Below are 15,873 nucleotides of genomic sequence, written 5' to 3'. Positions count from 1 at the left end.
CGCAGGCCCATCCGCCCCGGGGCTCATCGTCTCGGGGCGGATGCCCCACGGCAGCGGATGCCACAATGTACTCGTGAGCGAAGCACAGAGCATCCCCGGCTGGCGGCACATCTACTCCGGCAAGGTCCGTGAGCTGTACGCATCGGAAGACCCTGGCGACACGCGCATCCTGATGGTCGCATCCGACCGCGTGAGCTCGTTCGACTTCGTGCTCTCCCCTGCGATCCCGCGGAAGGGCGAGCTGCTCACCGCCCTGAGCCTGTGGTGGTTCGACAAGCTGGCCGACGTGCCCAACCACATCGTGGAGGGCGAGATCCCGGATGCCGTGGCCGGCCGCGCCATGGTGGCGATGGCCCTGGAGATGCTGCCCATCGAGTGCGTCGTGCGCGGATACATCACCGGGTCCGGCTGGGCCGAGTATGTCGAGAGCGGCACGGTCTGCGGCATCCCGCTGCCGGCCGGGCTGAAGAACGGCGACCGCCTGCCCGAGCCGCTGTTCACCCCGGCCTACAAGGCGCCGATGGGCGAGCATGACGAGAACATCACCTTCGAGAAGGTCGAGGAGCTGGTCGGCGCGGAGCGCGCGGCTCAGCTGCGCGACGCCTCGATCTCGGTCTACACCCGCGCCGCCGCGATCGCGGAGGAGAAGGGCCTGATCCTCGCCGACACCAAGTTCGAGTTCGGGACGGATGCCGATGGCGTCCTGCGCCTGGCCGACGAGGTGCTCACCAGCGACTCGTCCCGCTACTGGGATGCGTCGGCCTGGGCGAACGGTCCGACGCCGGAGGAGCGGATGGCCAGCTTCGACAAGCAGATCGTGCGCAACTGGCTGTCCGCGCACTGGGACAAGCAGGGCACGCCGCCCGAGCTGCCCGAGGAGATCGTCGAGAAGACGGCGGCCCGCTACCGCGAGCTCATCGGCCGCCTGACGGACTGAGCCGGCTGGCCGCCGGAGCCCACTGGCCGCGGGTTGCACTTCGGGGGCCGCCGCCCCCTCCCCGATACGTTTTGGGGGCCGACACGCCACTTCGGGGGCCGACACGCCGCAGACCGTTCTGCGTTCTGGCGTGTCGGCCCCCGATCTGTCGCACGGCTGTCGCACCGGATGCCGCACAGCGGCCCACCGCCGGAGCGATAAGGTTTCCTCGGCCGTGATCCCGCACGCGCCCTACTCCGAGGAGCCCCATGCCGCAGTGGAAGATCCATGGCGACGGTCGCACTGTCGCGCCCGATGCCGTCGTCCGTCCCGATGAGCGCCTGAACTGGCCCGCCACGATCGCGATCGGCGTGCAGCACGTCGTCGCCATGTTCGGCGCCACGTTCCTGGTGCCGATCCTCACCGGATTCCCCGTGCCGACCACCCTGCTGTTCAGCGGCGTCGGCACGATCCTGTTCCTGCTGGTCACCCGCAACAAGCTGCCCAGCTACCTGGGATCGTCGTTCGCCTTCATCGCCCCGGTCACGGCAGCGACCGCTGCCAACGCCACCGGCGCAAGCGACGGCATCGGGTCAGCCCTGGCCGGCATCATCGCGGTCGGCGTGCTGCTGACCATCATCGGCGTGGTCGTGCACACCGCAGGTGTCAAGTGGGTCGACCGCTTCCTGCCGCCGGTGCTGGCCGGCACCATCGTGGCGCTGATCGGGTTCAACCTGGCCGGCGCAGCGCACGGCAACTTCGCCACGGCGCCCGTCACCGCGACCTTCACCCTGACGGTCACGATCCTGTTCGCCGTGGTGTTCCGCGGGTTCCTGGGCCGCATCTCGATCTTCCTCGGCGTGATCGCGGGCTACATCTTCGCCGCGTTCCGGGGCGAGCTCGACTTCAGCAAGGTCGACAAGGCCGCGTGGGTGGGCCTGCCGACCTTCCACATGCCCGACTTCGTCAGCCCCGGCACATGGGCCGTGATGGCCATGTTCCTGCCGGTGGTGCTCGTGCTGGTCGCCGAGAACGTCGGACACGTGCGCGGTGTCGCCACCATGGTCGAGGACCCTGCGATCAACGAGCACACCGGCAAGGCGCTCATCGCCGACGGCATCTCGACCACACTGGCCGGCTTCTTCGGCGGCTCGGGCACCACCACCTACGGTGAGAACATCGGCGTGATGGCGTCCACCCGCGTCTACTCGACGGCGGCGTACTGGGTGGCGGGCATCACCGCGATCCTGCTGAGCATGTCGCCGAAGTTCGGCGAGGTGATCAACTCGGTGCCGGCCGGTGTGCTGGGCGGCATCACCACCGCGCTGTACGGCCTGATCGGCGTGATCGGCATCAAGATCTGGGTCGACAACAAGGTCGACTTCTCGCGCCCCGTCAACCAGTACACGGCAGCCGTGGCGCTGATCATGGCCGTCGGCGGCTTCGAGATCAAGGGAGAGGGCGGCTTCGTGCTGGGCGGCATCGTGATCGCGACCGTCGCGGCCATCGTCATCTACCACGGCGGCAACGCCATCGCCCGGGTGCGCAGGACCGGCGCCGACGACCCCCAGCCCCTCGAGCCCGTGGGTGCGCCCGGCGGCGACCCCGCCTGAGCCAGGTCCGAGGGCCCGGATGCCCGCATCCGGGCCCTCGGCATCTCTGCATCCGGCTTGCTGTCCCGGCATCCGACCTGTCGAGAACCCGAGAACAGCCGCGAACCGGACGGAAACAGTAGAGACTGTCCGGTTCTCGGCGATCCTCCGGTTCTGGGCGGACACCGGTAGAGCAGAACGGATGCCGCGGGGCGCGGCCGGATCAGCCGATGCGGCCGATCACGGCGTCCGCGGCGAGCACGTCGCCCACCGCCGCCGTGTGCGCGAGCGTGCCGGCGCGGTGCGCGAGCACCGGAGTCTCCATCTTCATGGCATCCAGCACGGCGACGGTGTCGCCCTCCGACACCGTCGCGCCGTCGTCGGCCAGCCAGCGCACCAGCGCGCCGGGCACGGGCGCGTGCAGATCGGCCGGGTCGGCCGCCGATGCAGAAGAGGGAGCGGATGCCGCAGAGCCGGCGAATCCGGCCAGCAGCCCGACCGGCAGGCCGAGCATCACGCGCCGGCCGTCGATCTCCACGGGGAAGCGCGCCATCCCGGCATCCTCCACCGGGTCAGGACGCAGCAGCGGCTCCAGACGCGACAGCAGCGCCGACTCGATCCACTGCGTGTGCACGGCGAAGGCCGAGGTCTGGAACTCGGGCGCTTCGACGGCCAGGAGGTCGAAGCCGACCACGGTGGCGGGGCCCTCGATCGACAGCTCGCGCAGCGCGCGGCGGGCGCGCACCAGGGCGGCGTCGCGCGTGTCCGCGTGCACGATGAGCTTGGCGATCATCGAGTCGAACGCCGGCTGCACGGCATCCCCGGCCTCGATGCCGCTGTCCCACCGCACGCCGGGTCCGCCCGGCACCCGCAGCGCGGTGACCGCACCGGGGCTGGGCAGGAAGCCACGGCCCGGGTCCTCGGCATTGATGCGGAACTCGAACGCGTGGCCGTGCGGCTGCGGCGTCTCCGAGAACGACGGGCCCTCGCCGAACGCGATGCGGAACTGCTCGCGCACCAGGTCGACGCCGGTGACCTGCTCGGTGATCGGATGCTCGACCTGCAGCCGCGTGTTCACCTCGAGGAACGAGATGGTGCCGTCGGCGGCCAGCAGGAACTCGACGGTGCCGGCGCCGCGGTAGTCGACCTCGGCGCAGATGCGGCGTGCGGCCTCGTGGAACTGCTCGCGCTGCTCGGGGGTGAGCCCAGGAGCCGGCGCCTCCTCGATGAGCTTCTGGTTGCGGCGCTGCATGGAGCAGTCGCGGTCGCCGACGGCGATCACCCTGCCCTCGCCGTCACCGAGCACCTGCACCTCGATGTGGCGCGGGCTCTCCAGGAACCGCTCCACGAAGCACTCGCCGCGGCCGAAGGCCACGATGGCCTCGCGGGTGGCGGCGTCGAACGCCTCGGCCACCTCGCTCAGCTCGCGCACCACCTTGATGCCTCGCCCACCGCCGCCGAACGCGGCCTTGATGGCGATGGGCACGCCGTGCTCCTCGGCGAACGCCACGGCTTCGGCCGGACCGGACAGCGGATGGTCGGTGCCGGCGGCCAGCGGGGCCCCGACGCGCTGGGCGATGCGGCGGGCCGTCATCTTGTCGCCGAGCGCCTCGATGCTGGCGGGAGTCGGGCCGATCCAGATGAGTCCGGCATCCTCGACGGCGCTCGCGAACGCAGCGCTCTCGGACAGGAACCCGTAGCCCGGATGCACGGCATCCGCTCCGCTGCGGCGCGCGGCGTCCAGCAGCGCGCTGATCGACAGGTACGTGTCGGCAGCGGTCGCACCTCCCAGCCCCACGGCCTCGTCTGCCAGGCGCACGTGCAGGGCGTCAGCATCCTGGTCGGCGTAGACGGCCACCGACGCGTATCCCGCCTCGGCGCAGGCGCGGATCACGCGCACCGCGATCTCGCCGCGGTTGGCGATGAGGATCTTCGTCATGAGGTGCCCTTCTCGGTTGATTCGGCGTGTGGTCGCGCGGATGCCTGCGGCGTGTCTGCGCCGGACGCCGGCCGGCTCGCCCCGGAGTGCCCGTGATCCGTCACGGGATCCGCGTCTGCACCGTCAGCAGGATCCGCGTCTGCACCGTCGGCGGCATCGGCGACGCGGAAGCGGATGCGGACGCCGGGCGGCAGCTGGCCGGCGAGGTCCAGGCAGCGATCGGTGAGCGCTCCGATGATCGGGTACCCGCCGGTGAGCGGGTGATCGGGCAGGAACAGCACGGGCTGCCCGTCCGGCGGCACCTGGATGGCGCCGGTGACGGCACCCTCGCTGGACAGCTCCCCCGCAGTTGCGCGTTCCAGCGGGGTCTCGCCGTGCAGCCGGATGCCGACCCGGTCGGAACGCGGGGTGACCGTCCAGTCCTGTCCGGTGAGGGCCTGCAGAGCGGATGCCGTGAACCAGTCGTCGCGCGGGCCGAGCGTGATCTCGAGTTCGACCCCATCGCCGGATGCCGGCAGCGCGCGCGGCTGCGGATGCGGGTCGACCGCGTACGGGGCACCCGCACCGATGTCGACGACGTCGCCCGCCTTCAGCGGTGCGGGGCCGAGCCCGGCGAGGGTGTCGGATGCCGTGCTGCCGAGCGCCTCGCGCACCCGGACGCCGCCGCGTACCGCGATGACGTACCGCAGCCCGTGCGTCGGATGCCCGAGGGCGAGCTCATCGCCGTCGACGACCGCGAATGGGGCGCCGTGCCGAATCGTGCGGGTCCGTCCTGCAGCATCCTCCAGCGAGATCTCGCCGACCGCGCCGGCGACCGATGCGACCCCGTCGCCGCGGAAGCGCAGAACGCACCCGCCCACGCTCTCCAGCACGGCCGCTCCGGTCGGATTCCCGACTGCCCTGTTCGCGTCGCGCAGCGCCGTGCGGTCGGCGGCGCCGGATGCCGAGACGCCGAGCGCGGCGTGCCCGAACCGTCCCCGGTCCTGCACCAGCAGCTGCAGGGAGGGCCGGACGACCTCGACGGATCCGAACGAAGCGCCGGAGCCCGCCCCCGCACGGTGACCCGGCCCGCCGAGCGCCGTCGCGGAGCGACCCGACCCGCCCAGAACCGAAGAAGCAGCAGCACGAACGAACCGCACCAGAGTCCCCGGCGACATCAGCGCCGGCGGGTCCCTCTCGATGTCCCACATCTCGGCACCCGTCCGCCCGATCAGCTGCCAGCCGCCCGGGCTCTCCCGCGGATACACGCCCGTGAACTGCCCGGCGAGCCCCACCGATCCCGCTGGCACGCGGGTGCGGGGCGACGACCGGCGCGGCACGTCGAACAGCGGGTCGCTGCCCACCGTGTATCCGAAGCCGGGGGCGAAGCCCGAGAACGCCACCTGCCACTCGGCGGCCAGGTGCCGGTTCACGACCTCCTCGGTCGAGACGCCCAGCAGGGCCGCGACCTCGTCGAGGTCCTCGCCGTCGTACTGCACGGGGATGGTGACCTCGCGGGCGTGGCGCACGTGCTCGGCATCCACCGGCGTCGCCTCGAGCGCCGCCGCCAGCTCCGCGGCGGACACCCGCAGCGGATCGAAGCGCACCAGCACGGTGCGGGCACCGGGGATGCGCTCGACGATGCCGGGCACGCCGTCCCAGGCGAGGTTCAACCGCATGGCCTGGTCGAGGTCTGCGGCTTCGACCAGCAGTGCGTGATCGGAGGCGGTGAGGATGCGCATCAGACGATGTACTCCGCGTCGGGCACGTCGGTGATGAACATGTAACCAGGGGAATGCGTCACGGCGAACGGCGGCCTGGACGCCATGATCGCCGCCTGCGGGGTGACGCCGCACGCCCAGAAGACGGGGATCTCGCCGTCGCGCATCTCGGGGGCGTCGCCGAAGTCGGGGGCAGCCAGGTCGAGGATTCCCAGCGACGCGGGATCGCCGATGTGCACGGGCGCGCCGTGCACCGCGGGAGTGCGGCCGGAGATCTGCACGGCATCCGCGACCCGGGATGCGGGGATCGGCCTCATCGAGACGACCAGCTCGCCGCTCAGCCGCCCGGCCGGCGCGCAGGAGACATTCGTGCGGTACATGGGCACGTTGCGGCCCAGCTCCTGGTGGCGGATCGGGATCCCGGCCTCGACCAGGCCCGCCTCGAAGGTGAAGCTGCAGCCGATCAGGAAGGCGACGAGGTCGGGATGCTCGTCCCAGGCATCCGTGGCATCCGTCACCTCCTCGGCGAGCTTGCCGTCGCGCCAGATGCGGTACTGGCCGATGTCGGTGCGGATGTCGCTACCGGGCGCCAGCGCGGACTCCACCCGGCCCTGCTCGATGACCTCGAGCACAGGACACGGCTTGGGGTTGCGCTGTGCGAACAGCAGGGTCTCGAACGCCCAATCGGCGGGCACGGCGATGAGGTTGGCCTGCGTGAGACCGGCAGCAACACCGCTGGTCGGCTCGGCGAGACCCTCACGGTACGCGCGGCGCGCGGCACGGGCATCCGCCAGTTGGTCCGGTGTGGCGAGTACGGACATCTCAGGCCGCCCTGCGTGCGAAGGGTGCGATGGTGACGCCGGCCTCCTGCAGCATCCGCCTGGTCTCGGTCGCCATCGCGATCGCCCCGGCGCTGTCGCCGTGCACGCAGATGGAGGATGCGTCCACGCGCACGTCCGTGCCGTCGATGGCGCGGATCAGCCCGGTCTCCGCGAAGCGCACCATGCGCTCGGCGACGGCGACGGCGTCATGCAGCACGGCGCCCTCCTGCGTGCGCGAGACCAGCTGGCCATCGGGCTGGTAGGCACGGTCGGCGAACGCCTCGGCCGCGACCTGCAACCCGGCCTTCGAGGCGACCTCGAGAGCGACGCCACCGGCCAGACCGAGCATCACCAAGTTCGGATCGACGGCCCTGATGGCCGCAGCGACATCCGCGGCCTGGCGCTCGTCGCGGGCGATGGTGTTGTACAGCGCACCGTGCGGTTTGACGTACTCCACCGCGCCGCCGACGGCTTTCGCCAGGCCGATCAGGGCACCCAGCTGGTACTCGACATGCGCCTGCAGCGTGGCCGAGTCGATCTGCACGTTGGTGCGTCCGAAGTTCTCGTAGTCGCGGTAGCCGGGGTGCGCACCGATCACGACGCCGTTGCGCACGGCGGCGTCGAGCGTCTCTCGGATGCCCTCCGGGCTGCCCGCGTGGAACCCGCAGGCCACGTTGGCGCTGGTGACGATGCCGAGCATGGCTGCGTCATCGCCGACCATGCGGTCGGGCGTGTTCTCGCCGAGGTCCGAGTTCAGATCGATGGATGCCATATCGTGCTCCGTTTCATATGAGTATTCAGGCGCCGACGCCGAGGAAGGCGAAGATCGGGCCGACTGAGGTGATGCCCATGTACCAGGTCAGCAGCGTGACCAGGGTGCCGGCGATCAGCAGCCACAGCGGGTACTTCCTGGTGCCGAGCAGGTCGCGGCGGAACCAGCCGATGTACATGAACACCGTCAGGCCGATCGGCAGGATGAGCCCGTTGAAACCGCCGACGAACACCAGGATCGCCGCTGGGGCCGTGCCGATGGACAGGTAGATGATCCACGACACCACGATGAAGATCACTGTGGCCCACTGCAGCGACCAGCCGCCGAGGAAGCGTCGGTGGAAGGTGGAGAGGAAGGTCGCCGACGTGTACGCCGCACCGATCACGGAGCTGAGCGCGGCGGCCCAGAAGATCGCGCCGAAGATGCGCAGACCCGCGGCTCCCAGCACGGCGCCGAACGCCTGGCCGGCGGGGTTGGCGGCCTGGCCGGACAGATCCAGGGTCACGCCGGAGGCCACCACGCCGAGGATCGCGAGGAACAGTACGTACCGCATGATGCCGGTGACGAACACGCCGTTGGATGCCGCTCGCATGACGGGTCCCGCGTACTCGGGACCGGTGTGCCCCGAGTCCAGGTAGCGGTGGGCGCCCGAGTAGGTGATGTAGCCGCCGACGGTGCCGCCGACGATCGTGGTGATGGTGGCGAAGTTGATGCTGTCGGGGACGATCGTCTGCCTCAGCGCGTCGCCGATGGGCGGCCCGGAGACGATGGCGACGATGACGGTCATGACGATCATGCCGACGCCGAGCACGATCAGGACGATGTCCATCACGCGGCCGGCCTTCTTGATGAGGAAGATGACGATGGCCAGGGCTCCGGTGATCAGGCCGCCGAGTTTGGGGTCGACGCCCAGCAGGGCGTTCAGACCCAGCCCGCCACCGGCGATGTTGCCGATGTTGAAGGCCAGACCGCCGATGATCACCAGCACGGCGATCACGTGGCCCGAGAACGGGATGGCGCTGTTGGCGAGCTCGCCGGCGCGCTTGCCGGACGAGGTGATCATGCGCCAGATGTTCAGCTGCACGCAGATGTCGATGATCACCGAGAGCAGGATGGCGAAGGCGAACGAGGCGCCCATCGTCTGCGTGAAGGTGGCCGTCTGCGTGATGAAGCCGGGGCCGATGGCGGAGGTCGCCATGAGGAAGATCGCGCCGATGACCGCACTGCGGCCCACGCGCTTCTTCGTGTTGGCCAGGCGTGCTTCGTCTTCGGCCGAGAGGGAGTGTGTCTGATCAGACATGAGGGGGGAAGTCCCATCGTCGTTGGTGGGTGTCATATGACACTGAGTGTAGAACATATCAGTATTGATTGTTCAACAATCTGTTGTCCCTTACTCTGGAGCCATGCCCTCCCACGTCCCGCTGGCCGACGAGCTGCGCACGCGCATCATCGCAGGCGACTTCGCGCCGGGATCGCGACTGTCGGAGGCGACCCTGGCCGAGCAGCTGGACGTCTCCCGCAACACACTGCGCGAGGCGTTCCGCGTGCTGGCAGAGCAGGGCCTGATCGAGCACGTGCCGCACCGCGGCGTCTCCGTGGCCTCCCCGACCATCGCCGACGTCATCGACATCTACCGCGCGCGCCGCGTGATCGAGTGCACGGCGCTGCGGTACTCCGAGCCCGAGCACCCCGCAGTGCAGCTGATGCGGGATTCGCTGACGGATGCCGAGGAGCATCTCCCCACCGGGGACTGGATCCGCGTGGGCAGCGCCAACATGGCATTCCACGACGCGATCGTCGCACTGTCGGACAGCCCGCGCCTGGCACGCACCTACCGCGATGTGGCTGCGGAGCTGCGCCTGGTGTTCCTCGAGATCGACGACCCCCGGGCGCTCCACGAGCCGTTCGTGCGCAAGAACCGTGCAGTGCTGACCGCACTGCTCGAGCAGGGTCCGGCCGCGGCGGCGGACGAGCTCGAGCGCTATCTGATGGCCTCCGAGCGCACAGTGCTGGGAGCCTTCACCCGCATGGGCAGGGCATAGGAGCGACCGCCTGCCCGAGAATCGGACGAGCCCTGTCTCACAGATGGACGACTCTCCAACTAACAAATTGACAGACGTGTACTAACTGATTGACACTCCGTCAGGCCGCCGGCGCGGAGCCCCGCACGACGAGCTCTGTCGGCAGGATGGTCAGCGGCTCCTGACGCCGGCCCGCCAGCACGCCGATCATCATGCCCGCCAGCATCTCGCCCTGCCGGAACATCGGCTGGTGGACGCTGGTCAGATCGGATGCCGCGGCCAGGGCCGAGTCGTCGAATCCGATCACCGCGACGTCCTCGGGCACGCGCAGACCTGCCGAGCGCAGCACGCCGATCGCACCGCGGGCCATCAGGTCGCTCGCGGCGAAGATGGCATCCGGACGCTCAGGCTGCGCCAGCAGCCGCGCCGCGGCATCCGCTCCGCCCTGCTCGCTGAAGTCCCCGTCGATCTCTCCGCAGGACTGCAGGCCGGCATCCGCGAGCCCGGCGAGGAATCCGTCGCGACGGTCCACGCTGACGGCCATGGTCATCGTCCCCGTGATGGTGGCGATGTGACGCCGGCCCAGGGCGATCAGGTGCGCGACCGCGCTGCGCGCCGCGGCCGCATTGTCCACGTCGATGATGATGTCGCTCTCGCGCACCGTGGTCGGGCGTCCGCCGAAGACCACCGGCACCGCGTCCGCGATGCTGTCCACGAAGGCGTCGCTGGCGTGGTGCGAGACGATCAGCGCGCCGTCCACCCCGCCGTTGCGCACGAACCGCACCATCTTCCCGCCCGGATCGTCGCTGGCGATGAGCAGGTTGAGGATGTAGTCGGAGTCCGCCAGCCGGGCGCTGATCCCGGCGACGACGGATGCCAGGTACGGGTCTCCGAAGAAGCGCGTGGTGTCCTCCGGGACGACCAGGCCGATGGCATGGGTCTGCCTGCTGGCCAGCGACCGCGCGGCGCGGTTGGGCGCATAGTTGAGCTCGGCGATGGCGCGCTGCACTGCGGCGAGCGCCTCGGGACTGACCGCGGGCGAGCCGTTGACGACCCGGGACACGGTCGAGCGCGAGACGCCGGCGAGGGCGGCGACCTCTTCGATCGTGGGGCGGGGCATCATCGTCTCGTTTCGGTGCGGGCCGCGCTTCGACGGGCTCAGCGACCCAGGTGGGGGCTCAGCGACCCAGTGGGGGCTCAGCGACCCAGGTGGGGGCTCAGCGACCCAGGTGCCGAGGACCCGGTGGCGGGTCAGACCGCGCGGGCGGCGATGATGCGAGCGTACTCCCGACCGCTCTGCTTGATGGTGCGCTCCTGGGTCTCGTAGTCGACGCGCACGATTCCGAAGCGCTTGGCGTATCCCCAGGCCCACTCGAAGTTGTCCAGCAGCGACCAGTAGAAGTAGCCGCGCACGTCCACGCCGCTCTCGATGGCGTCCAGTGTCGCGGAGACATGCTCGCGCAGGAACGCGGTGCGATCGGCATCCGCGACCTCGCCGTCCTCGCTCACCACGTCGTCGTAGGCGACGCCGTTCTCGGTGACGTACAGCGGCACCGAGCCCGCGTAGTCGGCGGCCACGCGCTGCAGCAGGCGTGTGAGGCCCTCCGGCTGCACCTCCCAGCCCATGCCGGTGCGGGGCAGACCGCGCTCGACCCAGTGGATGCCGTCGTGGGACGGGAACGGCGAGGCCGTGGGCCGCTGCTGCCCGTCGGTCTCGTGCGGGTTTCCCTCGGCCCCAGACTGCGGATGCCCGCTCAGCAGCTCGCCGTGGTAGTAGTTGATGCCCAGCGCATCCAGCGGCGCGGAGATGATCTGCAGGTCGCCGTCGTGCACGGCATCCTGCCAGTCGGAGACTGCGGCGGGATCCACGTCCCGGATGTCACGGACGATGTCGCTCGGATATTCGCCGAGGAACAGCGGATCGAGGAACCAGCGGTTGAACTGCCCGTCGATGCGACGGGCCGCGTCGAGGTCCAGCGAGTCCTTCTCGTCGGCGGGGTCGGCGACGGTGAGGTTGAGGGTGATGCCCGCCTCGAGGGTCGCGTCATGCTCGCGCAGCGCCCGCACTGCCGTCCCGTGGGCCAGCAGCAGGTGATGAGAGGCCAGCAGGCCGTCGCGGATGCTGGTGCGCCCCGGCGCGTGCACGCCGGCGGTGTACGAGAGGAACGACGAGCACCACGGCTCGTTCATGGTGGTCCAGTGCTGCACGCGGTCGCCGAGGGCGTCGTGCACGCTGAGCGCGTAGTCGGCGAAGCGCTCCGCCGTGTCGCGGCTGGTCCACCCGCCCTGCTCCTCGAGCGCCTGCGGCATGTCCCAGTGGTGCAGGGTCAGCCAGGGCACGATGCCGGCGGACAGCAGCTCGTCGACGAGCCGGCTGTAGAAGTCGACGCCCTGGGCGTTCACGGGGCCGCCGTCGGGGCGCACGCGCGACCACGAGGTGGAGAACCGGTACGTCTGCAGACCGAGCTCCTTCATCAGCGCCACGTCCTCGCGCCAGCGGTGGTAGTGATCGCAGGCGACATCGCCGTTGTCGCCGTTCACCACGGCGCCTGGCACGCGCGAGAACGCGTCCCAGATCGAGGCCGTGCGGCCGTCCTCGAAGGCGGCGCCCTCGATCTGATACGCGGCCGTGGCGGCGCCGAACAGGAAGCCGTCTGGGAAGGAGCGGGTCATGCTGACAATCATGGCACGACTGCCTGGGAGCGCTCCCACATCCGGTCGGGCACGAGCACGACCGGTATTCTTGCCAGGTGAGTCCCGAACTGGCGCGTGCCGAGTCACTGATCCGATCGATCCCCGACTACCCGCATCCCGGGATCCTGTTCCGGGACATCACTCCGCTGCTGGCGGATGCCGAGGCGCTGCGCGCCACCACCGAGGCGCTCGTCGAGCCGTTCGCCGGTTCCTTCGACGTGGTCGCAGGCGTCGAGGCCCGCGGCTTCATCCTGGCGGGAGCAGCCGCGATCACCGCCGGTGTCGGCTTCGTGCCCATCCGCAAGGCCGGCAAGCTGCCCCGCCCTGCGGCATCCGTCGACTACGCCCTCGAGTACGGCACCGCGGCGGTCGAGATGCACGACGACCTGCCCGCCGGCACCCGCATCCTGCTCATCGACGACGTGCTGGCCACCGGCGGCACCCTGAACGCCGGCCGCCAGATCGTCGAGAGAGTGGGCTGCACGGTCGCCGGCATCAGCGTGCTGTTCGAGATCGACGGCCTCGGCGGCCGCGACGTGATCGGCGATCTGCACACCGTCTTCCGCTCCGCCTGACCCTCTCCGTCACGCTCTCGACGGAGCTGGAGCGGCTGAGCGCGCAGGCGGCTTGGCGATGTCGGCGGGGGCGCGGCCCGCGTCGATCGCGGAGCGGACGGCCGAGGCGGCGTGCGCAAGGCTGCTGACAGCCACCAGCTGCCGCGCGCGGGCGTTCACGGCCAGCAGCATCCGCCGCGCGACCTCGTCCGCCGAGCCCTCCAGCCCCAGGGCCTCGACGTTGCGGCTGGTCAGCGGCTCCAGGGCGTCGGCGTACTCCATCAGCTCGTCCACGTCGTAGTCCAGCCCCACCTCCGCGGCCTGCGCGAGCGCGGATGTGAGGCCGCGCTCAGCCGCCCCCGGGTACCCGCGCCAGTCGCGACGGCGCATCAGCTCGTGGGTGCGCTCGCGGAACTCGTCATAGGCGGGATCGGACGCGATGTCCTCCGGCACTCCGAGGGCGAAGGCCTGGCACGCGTTCATGACGTCCAGGGTCAGCACGCCGGGGGTGTCGATGAGGTCGGTCAGGGAGCGGATGGATGCGGTGGATGCGCCGTACACGTCGCGCAGCACGACGATGAGCCGGGCGCGGTCCACATGCCGCTGCTCGTAGACAGCGGTCGTGGCGTTACGCAGACGGCCGGCGGGCATGATCCCCACCCGGATCCAGTGCTTGATCGTCGTGGTGCTGACACCGCTGAGCTCCGCGAGCCTGCTCAGCTTCATGTTCGTCCTCCCCGTGCGGCGCAGGTTGGAGAGCAGACCCTCATCAAGCTCTCCACGGTGCGCAGTCCGTGCGAAGACTCTAACCTCTCACGTGTAGGGAAAGCTCTCGGAACGGGGGTTCCGTGGGCTGTCGAGGTGCGGGGGGCGCCTCGCCGGTGCCCGGGCTGGACAACGAGGGGTGCGCGTCCGCCCGGGCCGACCGGCATCCGCCCCGTCTTCCGGGCCGGAACGACCGCGGCCGCGCGGTAGACTCTCCCTGTTCCCGCCCGCGCGTTTCTGGAGGCAGTTGTGCCCACCATCGTCGTCGACGTCATGCCCAAGGCCGAACTGCTCGACCCCCAGGGGAAAGCCGTCTCCGGCGCGTTCGCCCGCCTCGGCGTCGCAGGCTTCAGCCAGGTGCGCATCGGCAAGCGCTTCGAGCTCACCGTCGACGGGGAGGTCACCGACGAGCTGCTCGCCGAGGCGCGTCGCGTGGCCGAGGACGTGCTGTCCAACTCCGTGATCGAGGACGTCGTAGGCGTCGAGGTCGCCGAATGACGGTCCGCATCGGGGTCATCACCTTCCCCGGCTCACTGGACGACCGCGACGCGCAGCGCGCCATCCGCCTCGCCGGGGCCGAGCCCGTCGCCCTGTGGCATGGTTCGCACGATCTCGAGGGCGTCGACGCCCTCGTGCTGCCCGGCGGCTTCAGCTACGGAGACTACCTGCGCTCCGGCGCCATCGCCGCGCTCTCGCCGATCATGTCGGAGGTCAAGGATGCTGCGACCCACGGCATGCCGATCCTGGGCATCTGCAACGGATTCCAGATGCTCGTCGAGGCGCACCTGCTGCCCGGCGGCCTGATCCGCAACGATCACCAGCACTTCGTGCGTCGCGACCAGCGGCTCACGGTCGAGAACGCCTCCACGGCATGGACCAGCGCGTTCACGCAGGGGCAGGAGATCGTCATCCCGCTGAAGAACGGCGAGGGCGGCTACATCGCCGCCGACGAGACGCTGGACCGGCTGGAGGGCGAGGGCCTGGTGGCCTTCCGCTATGCCGGCGTGAACCCGAACGGGTCGTTGCGCGACATCGCCGGGCTCACCAACGAGCGCGGCAACGTGGTCGGTCTCATGCCGCACCCCGAGCACGCCACCGAGCCGGGCTTCGGCCCCGACACCGCCGCCGCCATGCGGTCCGGCGTCGACGGCCTGGGCTTCTTCCACAGCGCCATCGCCGCCGTGGCCGCCGTCGCCGCGTAGCGCCGCCGCCGGCACCCCCTGATCTCGAGGGCACGGGCCCACCCGCCGGCCCTGCTCATTCGCGCGAACAGTCCGTCTGCTCGGCGATCTCGCGCGCAGTCGACGAGTCCGATAATGGATGCTGCGCTGCGCGCACCTCGGGAGTCAGATGCCGGCGGGCGGCCAGACGCCGATGATGATCGCCATCACGACGATGGTGATCAGCTCGTGCGCGATGTTCAGGGTCGTGAGCTGCGTGGAGCGGCCCTCGAAGGCGTCGTGTGTGATGAACCGCGCCGCGGTGAAGCCCGCCCACAGCGTGACCGCCGTGACCAGGGATGCCCAGAAGTACGAGCCCGTGTAGAAGTTCTGCGCGATGGTGGCCGCACCCGCCAGCACCCAGGCGGTGATGAAGCTGACGATCACCGTGGTGATCATGGGCCACAGCGGGCCGCGTGACGGCTTTTCGAGGTCGACGCCGGCGAGCCGCGCCCACCGGACGCCCAGAACTCCGCGGGCGTACCAGATCGCCCCCACGATCATGCTCGAGAGCGTCGCCAGCAGCACAGCCCAGTAATTGATCTCGGGAACCGTCATGAGAGCCTCCTTGCCCTGCGCTCAGGCTAGCGGCCCGTCGGGGCGCGGACCAGTCCGTCGCAACGTTACGAATCGGGGGCCGCGCGTCCGTCAGGCGCCGCCGCCACGAGGGCGGCGCGGGTGTCGACCGGCGCTAACCTCGAACCATGCCGCTCTTCGTCACCGTCCCCACCGACCGTCTCGCCGCGAACATTGGCACACCGCCGGACGGGGTGGAGATCCGGGTGTGGGATATGAGGTCTCCCGCTCCCGCCAGGCGCATCGACATCGTCGTGCCGCCCTACATGGGCGCGTCCGGGTCGCTGGACGCGCTCGACGGGT

The 15,873-nt window shown here is 70.3% G+C and carries 15 protein-coding genes; 6 read left to right on the top strand and 9 right to left on the bottom strand.

What is annotated here, in order from left to right; genetic code table 11:
* The first annotated feature begins 40 nt into the window (after positions 1–40).
* Together WA967_RS03475 and WA967_RS03470 are read left to right on the top strand one after the other, a co-directional pair.
* Complete coding sequence (locus WA967_RS03475) at positions 41–937, top strand: phosphoribosylaminoimidazolesuccinocarboxamide synthase (protein WP_424419508.1); 897 nt, start codon at positions 41–43, stop codon at positions 935–937.
* Positions 938–1,185: 248 nt separating this feature from the next.
* The gene (locus tag WA967_RS03470) at positions 1,186–2,529 is read left to right on the top strand and encodes a uracil-xanthine permease family protein (protein ID WP_424419507.1); all 1,344 of its coding nucleotides are present in this window, start codon (positions 1,186–1,188) and stop codon (positions 2,527–2,529) included.
* Between the two features lie 202 nt (positions 2,530–2,731).
* Here the strand turns inward: WA967_RS03470 and WA967_RS03465 are convergent, their stop codons facing one another.
* From WA967_RS03465 to WA967_RS03445, 5 genes are read right to left on the bottom strand one after another with little or no spacing between them, the layout of a single operon-like run.
* Entirely contained in the window at positions 2,732–4,447 is a 1,716-nt protein-coding gene (locus tag WA967_RS03465; RefSeq protein ID WP_424419506.1) for an acetyl/propionyl/methylcrotonyl-CoA carboxylase subunit alpha, read from the bottom strand.
* A complete protein-coding gene (locus WA967_RS03460; protein WP_424419505.1) occupies positions 4,444–6,168 on the bottom strand; it encodes a carboxyltransferase domain-containing protein in 1,725 nt (574 codons plus the stop codon). The genes WA967_RS03465 and WA967_RS03460 overlap by 4 nt, the downstream gene beginning before the upstream one ends.
* A complete protein-coding gene (locus WA967_RS03455; protein ID WP_424419504.1) occupies positions 6,168–6,968 on the bottom strand; it encodes a putative hydro-lyase in 801 nt (266 codons plus the stop codon). The genes WA967_RS03460 and WA967_RS03455 overlap by 1 nt, the downstream gene beginning before the upstream one ends.
* 1 nt (position 6,969) lies before the next feature.
* Positions 6,970–7,740, bottom strand: coding sequence for a LamB/YcsF family protein (locus tag WA967_RS03450; RefSeq protein ID WP_424419503.1), 771 nt, complete (start codon positions 7,738–7,740; stop codon positions 6,970–6,972).
* A 25-nt stretch (positions 7,741–7,765) separates the two neighbouring features.
* Positions 7,766–9,040: an NRAMP family divalent metal transporter gene (locus tag WA967_RS03445; RefSeq protein WP_424419502.1), complete on the bottom strand. Its 1,275-nt coding sequence runs from the start codon at positions 9,038–9,040 to the stop codon at positions 7,766–7,768.
* Between the two features lie 103 nt (positions 9,041–9,143).
* Here WA967_RS03445 and WA967_RS03440 point away from each other — a divergent pair, with 103 nt between their 5' ends.
* The gene (locus WA967_RS03440) at positions 9,144–9,782 is read left to right on the top strand and encodes a GntR family transcriptional regulator (protein WP_424419501.1); all 639 of its coding nucleotides are present in this window, start codon (positions 9,144–9,146) and stop codon (positions 9,780–9,782) included.
* A 100-nt stretch (positions 9,783–9,882) separates the two neighbouring features.
* Here WA967_RS03440 and WA967_RS03435 read toward each other — a convergent pair whose 3' ends face one another.
* The gene (locus WA967_RS03435; protein WP_424419500.1) at positions 9,883–10,884 is read right to left on the bottom strand and encodes a LacI family DNA-binding transcriptional regulator; all 1,002 of its coding nucleotides are present in this window, start codon (positions 10,882–10,884) and stop codon (positions 9,883–9,885) included.
* A gap of 128 nt (positions 10,885–11,012) precedes the next feature.
* Complete coding sequence (locus WA967_RS03430; protein ID WP_424419499.1) at positions 11,013–12,434, bottom strand: GH1 family beta-glucosidase; 1,422 nt, start codon at positions 12,432–12,434, stop codon at positions 11,013–11,015.
* Between the two features lie 77 nt (positions 12,435–12,511).
* Between WA967_RS03430 and WA967_RS03425 the strand changes: the two genes are divergently transcribed.
* A complete protein-coding gene (locus WA967_RS03425) occupies positions 12,512–13,030 on the top strand; it encodes an adenine phosphoribosyltransferase (protein ID WP_424419498.1) in 519 nt (172 codons plus the stop codon).
* Positions 13,031–13,039: 9 nt separating this feature from the next.
* Here the strand turns inward: WA967_RS03425 and WA967_RS03420 are convergent, their stop codons facing one another.
* Positions 13,040–13,735 carry a MerR family transcriptional regulator gene (locus WA967_RS03420; RefSeq protein ID WP_424419497.1) on the bottom strand — a complete coding sequence of 232 codons (696 nt, stop codon included), beginning with the start codon at positions 13,733–13,735 and terminating at the stop codon, positions 13,040–13,042.
* Between the two features lie 288 nt (positions 13,736–14,023).
* On the opposite strand from WA967_RS03420, the gene purS reads away from it, so the two are divergent.
* Entirely contained in the window at positions 14,024–14,272 is a 249-nt protein-coding gene (purS, locus tag WA967_RS03415; protein WP_298863214.1) for a phosphoribosylformylglycinamidine synthase subunit PurS, read from the top strand.
* Complete coding sequence (gene purQ / locus WA967_RS03410; RefSeq protein ID WP_424419496.1) at positions 14,269–14,976, top strand: phosphoribosylformylglycinamidine synthase subunit PurQ; 708 nt, start codon at positions 14,269–14,271, stop codon at positions 14,974–14,976. Before purS ends, purQ begins: the two co-directional genes overlap by 4 nt.
* Positions 14,977–15,120: 144 nt before the next feature.
* Here the strand turns inward: purQ and WA967_RS03405 are convergent, their stop codons facing one another.
* Positions 15,121–15,552: a DUF1761 domain-containing protein gene (locus WA967_RS03405; protein ID WP_424419495.1), complete on the bottom strand. Its 432-nt coding sequence runs from the start codon at positions 15,550–15,552 to the stop codon at positions 15,121–15,123.
* Positions 15,553–15,873 lie beyond the last annotated feature (321 nt).

It is taken from the genome of Microbacterium sp., from assembly GCF_049650565.1.
Taxonomy (GTDB): Bacteria; Actinomycetota; Actinomycetes; order Actinomycetales; family Microbacteriaceae; genus Microbacterium.
This window is presented reverse-complemented; position numbering and strand designations above follow the sequence as displayed.

Coding starts and splice junctions, on each gene's coding strand:
- WA967_RS03475 (WP_424419508.1), top strand. CDS start 41: ATGCCCCACGGCAGCGGATGCCACAATGTACTCGTGAGCGAAGCACAG.
- WA967_RS03470 (WP_424419507.1), top strand. CDS start 1,186: ATGCCGCAGTGGAAGATCCATGGCGACGGTCGCACTGTCGCGCCCGAT.
- WA967_RS03465 (WP_424419506.1), bottom strand. CDS start 4,447: ATGACGAAGATCCTCATCGCCAACCGCGGCGAGATCGCGGTGCGCGTG.
- WA967_RS03460 (WP_424419505.1), bottom strand. CDS start 6,168: ATGCGCATCCTCACCGCCTCCGATCACGCACTGCTGGTCGAAGCCGCA.
- WA967_RS03455 (WP_424419504.1), bottom strand. CDS start 6,968: ATGTCCGTACTCGCCACACCGGACCAACTGGCGGATGCCCGTGCCGCG.
- WA967_RS03450 (WP_424419503.1), bottom strand. CDS start 7,740: ATGGCATCCATCGATCTGAACTCGGACCTCGGCGAGAACACGCCCGAC.
- WA967_RS03445 (WP_424419502.1), bottom strand. CDS start 9,040: ATGTCTGATCAGACACACTCCCTCTCGGCCGAAGACGAAGCACGCCTG.
- WA967_RS03440 (WP_424419501.1), top strand. CDS start 9,144: ATGCCCTCCCACGTCCCGCTGGCCGACGAGCTGCGCACGCGCATCATC.
- WA967_RS03435 (WP_424419500.1), bottom strand. CDS start 10,884: ATGATGCCCCGCCCCACGATCGAAGAGGTCGCCGCCCTCGCCGGCGTC.
- WA967_RS03430 (WP_424419499.1), bottom strand. CDS start 12,434: ATGACCCGCTCCTTCCCAGACGGCTTCCTGTTCGGCGCCGCCACGGCC.
- WA967_RS03420 (WP_424419497.1), bottom strand. CDS start 13,735: ATGAAGCTGAGCAGGCTCGCGGAGCTCAGCGGTGTCAGCACCACGACG.
- purQ (WP_424419496.1), top strand. CDS start 14,269: ATGACGGTCCGCATCGGGGTCATCACCTTCCCCGGCTCACTGGACGAC.
- WA967_RS03405 (WP_424419495.1), bottom strand. CDS start 15,552: ATGACGGTTCCCGAGATCAATTACTGGGCTGTGCTGCTGGCGACGCTC.